The 12079-nt window shown below is 71.9% G+C and carries 12 protein-coding genes; 9 read left to right on the top strand and 3 right to left on the bottom strand.

What is annotated here, in order from left to right; genetic code table 11:
- The first annotated feature begins 8 nt into the window (after nucleotides 1-8).
- From B4915_RS00365 to B4915_RS00350, 4 genes are all read left to right on the top strand, one after another.
- Nucleotides 9-260 (top strand): exodeoxyribonuclease VII small subunit, encoded by a 252-nt coding sequence (locus B4915_RS00365; protein WP_105803910.1) that lies wholly within the window; start codon nucleotides 9-11, stop codon nucleotides 258-260.
- A gap of 3 nt (nucleotides 261-263) precedes the next feature.
- Nucleotides 264-944, top strand: coding sequence for a DUF4245 family protein (locus B4915_RS00360; RefSeq protein WP_105803909.1), 681 nt, complete (start codon nucleotides 264-266; stop codon nucleotides 942-944).
- Nucleotides 944-1618, top strand: a complete 675-nt coding sequence (locus B4915_RS00355) for a carbonic anhydrase (RefSeq protein WP_105803908.1) — start codon at nucleotides 944-946, stop codon at nucleotides 1616-1618. Before B4915_RS00360 ends, B4915_RS00355 begins: the two co-directional genes overlap by 1 nt.
- Nucleotides 1619-1698: 80 nt before the next feature.
- Nucleotides 1699-3102 carry a class II fumarate hydratase gene (locus B4915_RS00350; protein ID WP_105803907.1) on the top strand — a complete coding sequence of 468 codons (1404 nt, stop codon included), beginning with the start codon at nucleotides 1699-1701 and terminating at the stop codon, nucleotides 3100-3102.
- 111 nt (nucleotides 3103-3213) lie between these two features.
- Here the strand turns inward: B4915_RS00350 and phoH2 are convergent, their stop codons facing one another.
- Entirely contained in the window at nucleotides 3214-4629 is a 1416-nt protein-coding gene (gene phoH2, locus B4915_RS00345; RefSeq protein WP_245907262.1) for an RNA 5'-3' helicase PhoH2, read from the bottom strand.
- A 352-nt stretch (nucleotides 4630-4981) separates the two neighbouring features.
- Here phoH2 and B4915_RS00340 point away from each other — a divergent pair, with 352 nt between their 5' ends.
- From B4915_RS00340 to B4915_RS00320, 5 genes are all read left to right on the top strand, one after another.
- On the top strand, nucleotides 4982-6046 hold the full coding sequence (locus B4915_RS00340; protein WP_105803906.1) for a BMP family ABC transporter substrate-binding protein: 1065 nt from the start codon (nucleotides 4982-4984) through the stop codon (nucleotides 6044-6046).
- A 128-nt stretch (nucleotides 6047-6174) separates the two neighbouring features.
- Nucleotides 6175-7815, top strand: a complete 1641-nt coding sequence (locus B4915_RS00335; RefSeq protein WP_105803905.1) for an ABC transporter ATP-binding protein — start codon at nucleotides 6175-6177, stop codon at nucleotides 7813-7815.
- Nucleotides 7812-9074 (top strand): ABC transporter permease, encoded by a 1263-nt coding sequence (locus tag B4915_RS00330; protein WP_105803904.1) that lies wholly within the window; start codon nucleotides 7812-7814, stop codon nucleotides 9072-9074. Before B4915_RS00335 ends, B4915_RS00330 begins: the two co-directional genes overlap by 4 nt.
- Nucleotides 9071-9985, top strand: a complete 915-nt coding sequence (locus tag B4915_RS00325; protein ID WP_105803903.1) for an ABC transporter permease — start codon at nucleotides 9071-9073, stop codon at nucleotides 9983-9985. Before B4915_RS00330 ends, B4915_RS00325 begins: the two co-directional genes overlap by 4 nt.
- On the top strand, nucleotides 9982-10476 hold the full coding sequence (locus tag B4915_RS00320) for a cupin domain-containing protein (RefSeq protein WP_105803902.1): 495 nt from the start codon (nucleotides 9982-9984) through the stop codon (nucleotides 10474-10476). Before B4915_RS00325 ends, B4915_RS00320 begins: the two co-directional genes overlap by 4 nt.
- Here the strand turns inward: B4915_RS00320 and B4915_RS00315 are convergent.
- Entirely contained in the window at nucleotides 10431-11453 is a 1023-nt protein-coding gene (locus B4915_RS00315; RefSeq protein ID WP_245907261.1) for a CPBP family intramembrane glutamic endopeptidase, read from the bottom strand. The two genes, B4915_RS00320 and B4915_RS00315, sit on opposite strands and share 46 nt — an antisense overlap.
- Nucleotides 11450-11905, bottom strand: a complete 456-nt coding sequence (locus B4915_RS00310; RefSeq protein ID WP_105803900.1) for a GntR family transcriptional regulator — start codon at nucleotides 11903-11905, stop codon at nucleotides 11450-11452. Before B4915_RS00310 ends, B4915_RS00315 begins: the two co-directional genes overlap by 4 nt.
- Between the last annotated feature and the right edge of the window lie 174 nt (nucleotides 11906-12079).

The raw sequence follows: 12079 nt of genomic DNA, 5'->3' as shown, positions 1-12079 counted from the left end.
TGGGGGCCATGGCAGAAACGGACAGCCACGACCCCGCCGTGCTGAGCTACGAGCAGGCGCGGGACGAGCTGGTGCAGGTGGTGGGCCGCCTCGAACAGGGCGGCACCACGCTCGAGGAGTCGCTGCAGCTGTGGGAGCGCGGCGAGGCCCTCGCCGCGCGATGCGAGGAGTGGCTGATCGGGGCGCGTCAGCGGCTGGAGGCCGCGCGGCAGGGATCCGCCGATCAGGCCTCAGGCGCGACGAGCGAGGTCGAAGCGTAGCCCATGGCGAAGCAGCAGAAGCGACCGGTCGTCGTCGCCGAGCTCGGCAGGCCCGAGACCCCGGCCGAGACCGCAGCGCGCAAGGCGCACGACAGCCGCATGTACCGGCAGCGCAAGACCGTCAACAACCTCGTGTTCTCGCTCCTCGTGAGCCTCGCGGTGGTGCTCATCATGGTCCTCGTCGTGCCCCGCGGCACCGACACCTTCTCGGAGCACTCCGTCGACGTGCAGCAGCTCGCCGCCGAGGCGGCGCCGAGCGCGGGGCGCAAGCTCGCCGCACCCGAGGTGCCGGCCGAGTGGAAGGCGAAGTCCGCGGGGCTCCGCCAGGGCGACGGTGTCACCTGGTGGCAGATCAACTACACCACGGTCGACCCCGCCACGGGCGCGCAGGCCTATGCGGCGGTCGCGCAGGCCTTCACCGCCGACGGCTCGCCCGTACCCGAGGCCTGGGTCTCGCAGCAGCTCGAGAAGCAGGCGCCCACGGGGACCGAGCGGCTCGGCGGGCTCGACTGGGTCGTGTACGACCATCCCGACCGCAACCCCGACGAGAGCAACATGCTCTTCGGGATGCAGAGCGAGTGGGAGGGCGACACGATCCTCGTCTACGGCACCGACAGCCCCGCAACCCTCCGCGTGCTGGCGACGCACCTCGCCGGCTCGCTCGACGCCACGAAGGAGCAGTGATGACCGCACCCCGGATCACCCCGCAGCAGGCTTGGGACGCGTTCGCGGCCGGCAACGAGAGATTCGTCACCGGAGCCTCGGCCCACCCCAACCAGGACGTGGAACGACGATCCGAGCTGGTCAATGCGCAGTCCCCCGATGTGGCCCTGTTCGGCTGCTCCGACTCGCGCCTCGCCGCCGAGATCATCTTCGACTGCGGCCTCGGCGACCTGTTCATCGCCCGCAACATGGGGCACGTGGTCGCGGAGTCGATCGTGGCGTCGATGGAGTACGCCGTGACCGCGCTCGGCTCGGCGCTCATCGTCGTGCTCGCACACGACTCGTGCGGCGCCGTCGCGGCCGCGATCGACCAGACCGGCCGCGATCCGCAGCAGACCACCGATTCGGTGCGCAACACGCTGGCCCCGATCCAGCCCGCGGTCCAGCAGCTCTGGCTCCGCGAGCACACCGACACCCCCTACGCCGACCCGGCGCGGATCGACGCGAACGCCGTCGGCCGCATCCACCTCGCCGCCACCGTCAACGAGCTGCTGCGCAGCTCGCGCGCGATCAGCGACGCGGTCGACGCCGGCCGCCTCGCGATCGTGGGCTGCCAGTACCGCCTGACCGAGGGGCGCGCCGTGCCCTACACCGTCGTCGGCCCCGTCGAGCTCGAGCTCGCCCCGCTCGACTGAGCGATCCCGAACCTCCCCAGCCTGCCGCGAACGCGCGCCTGCGAGCGACCGCGGATCCACCCCCGACACGAAGGAAGACTGTGAGCGACATCGAGTACCGCATCGAGCACGACACCATGGGTGAGGTGCGCGTTCCGAAGAACGCGCTCTACGCCGCGCAGACGCAGCGCGCCGTCGAGAACTTCCCGATCTCGGGCACGGGCCTGGAGCCCGCCCAGATCGTCGCGCTGGCCCGCATCAAGCGCGCCGCCGCCATCGCCAACAAGGAGCTCGGGATCCTCGACGCCGCGATCGCGGACGCCATCGTGGCAGCCGCGGACGAGGTCATCGGGGGCGACCACCACGAGCAGTTCCCGGTGGACACCTACCAGACCGGCTCGGGCACCTCCTCGAACATGAACATGAACGAGGTGCTGGCGACGCTCGCCACGAAGCACCTCGGCGCGCCGGTCCACCCCAACGACCACGTGAACGCCTCGCAGTCCTCGAACGACGTCTTCCCGACCTCGGTGCACATCGCCGTCACCGGCGCGCTCATCGAGCAGCTGAAGCCCGCACTGGAGCACCTCGCCGAGGCCTTCGAGGCGAAGGCCGAGCTGTGGAAGACCGCCGTCAAGTCGGGCCGCACGCACCTCATGGACGCCACCCCCGTCACCCTCGGCCAGGAGTTCGGCGGCTTCGCCGCGCAGATCCGCTACGGCATCGAGCGGATCGAGGCGGCGCTGCCCCGCGTCGCGGAGGTCCCGCAGGGCGGCACCGCCGTCGGCACCGGGATCAACACCCCGATCGGCTTCCCCGAGAAGGTCATCGCCGAGATCGCCGCGTCGAGCGGCCTGCCCATCACGGAGGCGCGCAACCACTTCGAGGCGCAGGCGAACCGCGACGGCCTCGTCGAGGCCTCGGGCGCGCTGCGCACCATCGCCGTGTCGCTCACCAAGATCAACAACGACATCCGCTGGATGGGCTCCGGCCCCAACACGGGTCTCGCCGAGCTGCACATCCCCGATCTGCAGCCGGGATCTTCGATCATGCCGGGCAAGGTCAACCCGGTCGTGCCCGAGGCCGTGCTGATGGTGTGCGCGCGCGTCATCGGCAACGACGCGACGATCGCGTGGGCGGGCGCCTCGGGCTCCTTCGAGCTCAACGTGCAGATCCCGGTGATGGGCACCGCACTGCTCGAGTCGATCCGCCTCCTCGCGAACGCCTCGCGCGTGCTCGCCGACAAGACCGTCGCCGGGCTCGAGGCGAATCTGGACCGGGCGGCGGCGCTCGCGGGCATGAGCCCCTCGACCGTCACCCCGCTCAACCGCCTCATCGGCTACGAGGCCGCGGCGAAGATCGCGAAGCACTCCGTCGCCAAGGGCATCACCGTCCGCGAGGCCGTGATCGACCTCGGCTACGTGGAGCGCGGCGAGGTCACCGAGGCGGATCTGGACCAGGCACTCGACCTGCTCTCGATGACGCACCCGGGCGTCGCGAAGTAGGCGGCTCCGGCGCGGGACAGCGCGGAACGGGGGCCCGGGATCGTGCGATCCCGGGCCCCCGTTCGCGTGCACGGCCCGGCTGCCGCTGCGGCCGGGTCGCACCGGCCCCCGCTACGGGGTGTCGAGGAGCTCGGTGACGAGCGCCGCGATCTCGCTGCGCTCGGAGCGGGTGAGGGTGACGTGCCCGAAGAGGCGGTGCCCCTTCAGCTTCTCGATGACCGCGGCGATGCCGTCGTAGCGGCCCACCCGCAGATTGTCGCGCTGCGCGACGTCGTGCGTAAGCACCACGCGGGAGTTCTGGCCGATGCGCGAGAGCATGGTGAGCAGCACGCCGCGCTCCAGCGACTGCGCCTCGTCGACGATCACGAAGGCGTCGTGCAGCGAGCGTCCCCGGATGTGCGTCAGCGGCAGCACCTCGATGAGATCCCGCGCGATCACCTCGTCGAGCACGTTCTCCGAGACGATCGAGCCGAGGGTGTCGAAGACGGCCTGCGCCCACGGTCCCATCTTCTCGTCGCGATCACCCGGCAGGTAGCCGAGTTCCTGCCCGCCCACCGCGTAGAGCGGCCGGAACACCATGATCTTGCGGTGCTGCCGCCGTTCGAGCACGGCCTCCAGCCCGGCCGCGAGCGCGAGCGCCGACTTGCCGGTGCCCGCGCTGCCCCCGAGCGAGACGATGCCCACCTGCGGGTCGAGCAGCAGATCGATCGCGAGCCGCTGCTCGGCGCTGCGCCCGGTCAGGCCGAACACCTCGCGGTCCCCGCGCACCAGGTGCAGGGAGTCCGGTCCGTCGACGCGACCCAGGGCCGAGCCCCGCGGGGAGGTGAGCACGAGTCCCGTGCCGCGGGGGTGCCCCGATACGGCGTCGACGCCGTCGAGTCGCTCCTCCTCCCACAGGAGCCGCATCTGCTCCTCGTCGAGATCGAGGCCGGCGGTGCCCGTGTAGGCGTCGTCGTGGGCCTGCTCCGCCCGGTACTCCTCGGAGCCGAGTCCCAGAGCGGCGGCCTTCAGCCGCATGGGGAGGTCCTTCGACACGACGACGACGTCGAGGCCCTCGGAGGCGAGGTTCTGCGCGACGGCGAGAATGCGGGTGTCGTTATCGCCGAGCCGCATCCCGCTCGGCAGCACCTCGGCGTTGCTGTGGTTGAGTTCCACGCGCACGGTGCCGCCGGCCTCGCCCACCGGAACCGGGAAGTCGAGGCGGAGGTGCGTGCGGCGCAGCTCGTCGAGGATGCGCAGGGCACGGCGGGCGAAGTAGCCGATCTCGGGATCGTGACGCTTCTTCTCCAGCTCGACGACCACCACCACGGGCAGCACGACCGAGTGCTCGGCGAAGCGGAACAGCGCGGATGGATCGCTCAGCAGGACCGAGGTGTCGAGGACGAAGGTGCGCTGGCGCTGCTCTGCGAGCGGATCGGCGGCGCAGTGATCCGCGACGAGCGGGACGGCGACGGCGGCGTCTGCGAGGCCGGAATCGACGGCGGGAGCCGCTGGCTGGACGGTTTCGGGGTGCTGGATCTCGGCCACGTCGGCTCCTTCTGGCCCGGGGCTGATCGCCCCGGCTCAGCGACGGAGGCCTGCGGCTGCGAGGCGGCTGGGCCTCTATCGACCGGGCACCCTGCCCGGTGACTCACACGGTACGCCCGGCTTCGCCGAGCGCGCACCCCGACACGCGCTCGATCGTGTGAACGATTCGTGACCGAGCGGTGACGAGGTGGCCCGGAAAGGGGCAGTATCCTAGAGTCTCGGGAGGAAGGGCGGAGCCGCACGCGCGCGAACCCCACCGGCCCGGTGGGAGCGGAACGCTCGCGAGCCCTGTTCGCGGCGCCCCGCCCCTCAGCACTTTCCCCTGCATCCTGTCCCACCCGAAAGGAACCCGATGTTCTTCACCCAGCGCCGCGCCCGCGCGGCCATGATCGCCGGCGTGGCCTCCGCCGCGCTGCTGCTCACCTCGTGCGCGGACGGCGGATCCGGCAACGGCGGCGGCACCGACTCCGGCAGCGCCGAGGGTCCGCACTTCATCTACATCACGAGCGACCCGATCGGGCAGAACGAGTTCCTCAAGTCGGGCAAGACCGGCATCGAGAACGTCGCCGAGGAGTTCGACGGCACCCAGGAGACCTACGAGTCGAAGGACGACGCGCAGCGCCGCCAGAACGTCGAGGCCGCGATCTCCAAGGCGCCCGAGGTGATCGTGATGCTCGGCTTCCAGTTCCAGGACATCGCCGCCGAGCTCGCCGAGCAGAACCCGCAGCAGAAGTTCCTGCTCATCGACGCCGCCAGCGAGAACGCCCCCGAGAACCTCTACCAGGCGACCTTCCGCGAGCAGGAGCCCTCCTACCTGCTCGGCGTCGAGGCGGGCATGCTCACCGAGGCGAACAAGGTCGGCTCGGTCATCTCCCTCGACATCCCGCTGCTCCAGAAGTACTCGGGCGGCTTCGCCGAGGGCGCCAAGAGCGCCAACCCCGAGGTCGACACGGTCGCGCCGCAGGTCATCGGCGGCGACAACCCCTTCGCCGACACCGCTCGCGCGAAGGAGCAGGCGATCGCCTTCGCCGGCACCGGCGTCGACCAGGTCTTCGCCGTGGGCGCCGCCGCGAACGGCGGCATCATGGAAGCGGCCGCCGAGAAGGGCTTCTCCGCATACGGCGTCGACGCGAACCAGTGCCCGATGGCTCCCGGCTCCGTGGTCGACGGCACCATCAAGGCGGTCGACAAGGTCGTGGAGACCGTCGTGGGCGAGATCATGGAGGGCAAGACCTCTGCCGAGGCCACGAGCTCCTTCGGCCTCAAGGAGGAGGGCATGACGATCGTCAGCCTCACCGAGGGCGCGGCCGACTCGCAGTGCACCGTCATGGATCACCCCGATGTGCTGGAGAAGGTCGAGCAGACCCGCGACGACATCGTCAGCGGCAAGATCGAGGTCACCGACCCGACCGCCTAAGAGGTCACGCGGCAGCGGCTGTGCGCGGGGCGGGCGAGAGCACCGTCCCACGCACACCCGCTGCTTCCGCCGCGGCGCGCGCCGCACCCACCCCAGCCCCGCCGCACACCCCAACAGAAGGAGCCACGATGGTCGCAGAGGTCTCGATGCGGGGCATCACGAAACGCTTCCCCGGGGTGCTCGCCGACGACGACGTCGACTTCGAGGTGGCGAGCGGCGAGATCCACGCCCTCATGGGCGAGAACGGCGCCGGCAAGTCGATCCTGATGTCGATCCTCGCCGGCGTCTACCGGCCCGACGCTGGCGAGATCCGCATCCGCGGCGAGCAGCGCGAGTTCACCTCCCCGCTCGACGCGATCGACGCCGGCATCGGCATGGTCTTCCAGTCCTTCAAGCTCTTCCCCTCCCTCACCATCGCCGAGAACGTCGTGTTCCGCAGTGAACCGACCCGTCGCGGCCTCATCGACCGACGCGAGGCGAATCGCCGTGTCGCCGAGATCGCCGAGCGCTACGGCCTCGCGATCGACCCCACGGCCCGCGTCGATTCCGTCCCCGTCGGGGTGCTCCAGCGCGTCGAGATCGTGAAGGCGCTCTACCGCAACGCCCGGGTGCTCATCCTCGACGAGCCCACCGCGGTGCTCACGCCGCAGGAGACCGAGCGCCTCTTCGAGGTGCTGCGTGCGCTCAAGGCCGACGGCCGCACCATCATCCTCATCACCCACAAGCTGAACGAGGTCATGTCGATCTCGGACCGGGTCACCGTGCTGCGGGACGGGCGCAACGTCGCGAGCCTCGTCACCGCCGAGAGCTCCCCCGCAGAGATCACCCGCCACATGACCGGCCGCGATGTCGACCTCACCACGCCGCCGCCGGCACGCGAACCGGGCGAGGTGGTGCTCGAGGTGCGGGGGCTCAGCGTGCCCGGCTCGGACGACCGCGACGCGGTGTCCGCCGCGAGCCTGTTCGTGCGCTCCGGCGAGGTCGTCGGGATCGCGGGCGTGGCCGGCAACGGCCAGGTCGAGCTCGCCGAGGCCGTGATCGGCATGCGCCGCAGCAGCGCCGGCAGCGTCTCGGTGCGGGGGCGGGATCTCAGCCGCACCTCGATCGCGCAGCGCCGCGACGGCGGCATCGCCTACATTCCCGAGGACCGCCACGCGGTCGGCAGCGCGGGCAGCGCCGACGCCGTCGACAACCTCGCGCTCGGCCACCACCGGCACGCGCCGCTGCTGCAGCGCGGCCTGCTCTCGCGGGGCGCCATGCTCGAGCACGCGAAGCGTCTCATCGCGCGCTTCGGCGTGAAGATCGCGAGCCCCGCCACCCCGGTGGGCACGCTCTCGGGTGGCAATCTGCAGAAGGTGGTCGTCGCCCGTGAGCTCGACTACAACTCGCCGCTGCTCATCGCCGAGCAGCCCACGCGCGGCGTCGACATCGGCGCGATCGAGTCCATCCACCGCGAGCTGTGCGAGTACCGGGACGGCGGCGGCGCGCTGCTGCTGATCTCGGCGGAGCTGAGCGAGATCCTGTCGCTCTCCTCCCGCATCCTGGTGATGTTCGAGGGGCGCATCGTCGCCGAGGTGCCCCGGGACGAGGCGGACGAGGCACTGCTCGGCCTCTACATGGCCGGGCACGAGCCCGAGGAGCGTCACCGTCCGGGTGCCTTCGCCGCGGCGCTGCGTGCGGAGCTCGGGGCGGCCGCGACGGAGGCGGGGAACGACCCGGCCGCCAGGCAGGACCCCGGAGCTTCCGGGCAGAAGGAGGTCGCGCGGTGAGCGCTCTGCAGAGATTCGGCCGGTGGCTCGCCGGACCGATCCCCGTGTCGGTCGTGCTCGCGCTGCTCATCGGTGCGTGCTTCATGCTCATCGCGGGGGTCGACCCGCTGAGCGGATACGCCGCCATGCTCAACGGCTCCTTCGGCAGCGGCCCGGGCCTCGCGAACACCCTGCAGCGCGCGATCCCCATCATCGGGATCGGGATCGCCATCGCGATCGCCTTCCGCGCTGGCGTGCTCAACCTCGGCACCGAGGGGCAGGCCGGTCTGGGCGCCCTCGCCGGCGGGATCGTCGCGATCTACGTGCCCGGCCCCGCCGCGCTCATCCTCCTGCTCGCGATCGTCACCGCGATCGCGGTGGGCGCCGCCTGGGGGCTGATCGCGGCCGTGCTGCAGAACCTGCTCGGCGTGCCGATCCTGCTCTCCACGCTGCTGCTCAACTACCCGGCGCGCTACTTCTCATCCTGGCTGATCCGCTTCCGCCTCGACGAGCCCACTTCGGACCTCGTCGCGAGCGCGCAGATCCGGCCCGAGGTGCAGCTCTCCATGCTCGTGGGCCGCGACTCGACGCTCGCGGACACGCTGCGCGGGACCCTCGGCCCCACGCACCCGCTGACCGCGGTGCTCACGAGCGTCAACTGGTCGCTCGTGGTCCTCGTCGTGATCCTCGTCGCGGTCGTCTTCATGAACCGCCGCACCCGCTACGGCTTCGAGTCGGGACTGAGCGGCCAGAACGCCGAGTTCGTGCGATACGGCGGCGTCAAGCCCGGGCCGCTCGTACTGCGCACCATGACCCTCTCCGGGGGCATCGCGGGCCTCTTCGGCCTGCTGCTCACCGTCGGCGCCCCCAACACGCGCCTCATCGAGGGCTACTTCGTGCAGACGAACTACGCCTGGACGGCGCTGCTCGTCACCCTGCTGGCGCTCTACCGGCCCGTCGGGATCGTGATCGCCGGGCTGTTCTTCGCCGCGATCATGGTCGGCAGCGACGCCCTGGGCCGCGAGCTCGGGCTGTCGCCGCAGATCGCGGCCGTCATCCAGGCGCTCGTCATCATCCTGCTCGCCTTCCGGGTCGCCTGGCCGCGATTCAGGCGGCGCGGTCGCGGGGCTGCCGGAGTCGCCGAGGCGGAACCGCCGCTCGACGAACCCCCCGTGGAGCACTCCCCCCTGACCGCCGCGCACGCGCCCGAGCCGCTCGGCGCCGGCGTGACCGACCCCGCGTCCGCGACCGCCGCCGAGCCGAAGGAGTCCGGGCGATGAACTTCCTCGACCTGTTCGACCAGGATCTGCTCTCCTCGGTGCTGCGCTCGCTGATCCCGATCCTGCTCGCCGCCCTCGGCGGCATGCTCGCGGAGCGCGTCGGCATCTTCAACATCGGCCTCGAGGGCATGATCCTCATCGGCGCCTTCTGCGGCGTCGCGGCCTCGTTCTTCACCCACAACTGGGTGGCCGGCGTGCTCGTCGCCACCGTCTCCGGGGCGCTGTTCTCGCTGATCCTCGGCTACGGGGCGGTGTATCGCCGGGGCGATCCGATCGTGCTGGCGATCGCGATGAACATCCTCGCGGTGGGCATGACGAGCTTCCTGCTCGTGGCGATCTTCAACGTGCAGGGCGTGTTCCAGGATCCCGGCATCGACGGGATCCCGGTGTGGCGGATCCCCGTCCTCGCAGACATCCCCGTGATCGGCGCGTTCTTCGCGCTGACCCCCCTCGGCTACCTGGCCCTGCTGCTCGTGCCGGCGCTGTGGGTCGTGCTCTTCCGCACCCCGCTCGGGCTGCGGCTGCGCGGCGTGGGCGAGCGGCCGCTCGCCGCGGCGACCATGGGCGTCAATCCGCAGCGCACCCAGCTCGGCGCGGTCATCGCCTCCGGCGCGCTCGCCGGGCTCGGCGGCGCGCAGCTGGCGCTCGGCAACGTGGTGCAGTTCACCGAGAACATGTCGGCCGGCCGCGGCTGGATCGCAGTCGTCGCGGTGATGCTGGCCCGGGCGCACCCCGTCGGCGTGCTCGCGGCGGCGCTGCTCTTCGGCTTCGCCGACGCCATCGGCTTCCGCCTCCAGTCCTTCGGCCTGCCCCAGCAGCTCACCGACGCCGGACCCTACGTGCTCACGCTGCTCGTCCTGATCCTCGTGAGCCGCCGCTTCCGCAAGACGCGCGAGGCGGCGCTGGCGTGACGGACGCGGGAGCCGAGCGCCCCGGGCCAGGGGCGGCGCTGCCCCCGGAGGCGGCGCGCTGGGCCGAGCGCCTCGGACTCGAACCCCTGGAGCACGAGGGCGGGCTCTTCCGCCGCATGCACCTCGACGAGCACTCGAGCGCGATCGTCTACCTGCTCGCCGACCCCGACTTCTCCGCGCTGCACGTGCTCGACGCGGCCGAGGTCTACCACTGGTACGCGGGGTCCCCCCTCCGCCTGCTCCTGCTGCACCCCGACGGCCGTGCCGAGGAGCGCGTGCTCGGCCCGGACGCGGACGCCGGACAGCTCCCGCAGCTCGTGGTGCCCGCCGGCGTGATGCAGGGCTCCTCCCCGCAGGGCGCGTGGACGCTCCTCGGCACGACCATGGCGCCGCCGTTCCGGTGGGAGGGCTTCGAGCTGGGCGAGCGGGCGGCGCTGCAGGCCCGCTATCCCGAGGCCGCGGAACGCATCGCCGCGCTCACCCGCGGCTGATCCGGCTTGCGGCCGAGCTCGGGCTCACGGCCGAACTGCCCCGTCAGCGCGAGCACCAGGATCAGCGCCCCGATCACGATCCAGCCGGCCACGCCCGCGACCGTGACCAGCTCGGGCCGGATCGTCTCTCCCGCCGCCGCGAACCACACGATCATCCCGCCCGTGCCATTGAGCGCACCGTGACCCACGACGGCCGGCCAGACCGAAGCCGAGCGCAGCCGCAGCCAGCCGAAGACGATGCCCAGGAACACGCAGTTCACGGTCATGAGCGCGACACCGCGCCAGTCCGTCAGTCCGTAGTTGTGGCCGAGCAGCGTGAGCGGGGCGTGCCAGAGGCCCCAGATCGCGCCGCTGAGCAGCAGCGCCGGCCACACCCCCAGCGGCCGCAGGGCGGGCAGCAGCCACCCGCGCCAGCCGAGCTCCTCGCCGAGGCCGAGGATCGAGTTCGGGATCAGGGCGAGCACGGGGAAGAGGGCGAGCTGGACGCCGACGAGCACCCAGGGATCCGGCAGCAGGGATGCGTCGACCCCGGGTGGCAGCGCGGCGGCGTTGGCCTGCGCGAACCCCGAGAGGCCCGCCACGTCGAGCCGCACCCAGCCGAAGAGGCCGGCGAGCGCCGTGGCGAGGAGCCCCACCAGCAGCGGAGCGAAGAGCGCCGCAACCGTGAACCACACCACGCGCTTCGCGGGGCGCAGCGGCCACATGCCGAGGAAGCGCAGGCGCTCGCGCCGCGGCACCCGCATCACGAAGGTGACCGCCAGCGCGGCGATCGCGGGCGTGCACATCATCACCATCGCCAGCAGGCCGAAGACGAGCGTGAAGCTCTGCGTGCCGCGATCCATGGTCCACAGCGGCAGCGCCACCAGCCAGGCAAGGCCGAAGGCGAGCACCACGAACAGCGCCACCGCCGGCCAGGGCACGCCTCCGGCGGGCCGATCGGCGCGGCCGGCCACGCAGAATCGCCGCTCGCCGCTCACGCGGCACGCTCCCGCTCGCCGGCCAGGGCGGCGGCCGCGAGCCGCGGGGTGGATCCGTCGCTCGACGCGGGGACGGGCACTGGTGTGGGTCCGAGTGCGACGGGCGGAGCGCCGCCGCCCACGAGCGCGGCGAGCGCGGCCGGGCCGATGCCGAGACCGGCGGCCCGCTCGACGAGCCGCGACACCTCCTCGCGCAGCTCGGTGAACCCGGCGGCCCGCTCGGTGACGACGGCGCCGCGGCGGCGTTTCAACTCGACGAGCCCCTCGTCCCGCAGCTGCTGGTAGGCACGAAGCACGGTGTGCACATTGACTCCGAGGCCCGCCGCGAGCTCGCGAGCGGGCGACAGTGCCGTTCCCGGGCCGATGCTGCCGGCCGCGATGTCGGCCCGCACCGAATCGGCGATCTGCGCGTAGATCGCCCGCTCGCTCGCCCCGTCCACTCGCACCAGCATGTCAATAACCCTACACGAGCTAGAACTATCCGCCTCACCCCGGGCAGAGCCCCGGGCCCCGCCGGGCGCTTCACACGCTGAGTCCGCCCATTCCCGCCGAGTCCGCACTCCTCGGCAGCACGGAACAGTGCGGGCTCGGCGGAAGTGCACGGACTCGGCGGAACGGGGTCCGGG

The sequence above is a fragment of the Leucobacter massiliensis genome (assembly GCF_002982315.1).
Lineage (GTDB): Bacteria > Actinomycetota > Actinomycetes > Actinomycetales > Microbacteriaceae > Leucobacter > Leucobacter massiliensis.
This window is presented reverse-complemented; position numbering and strand designations above follow the sequence as displayed.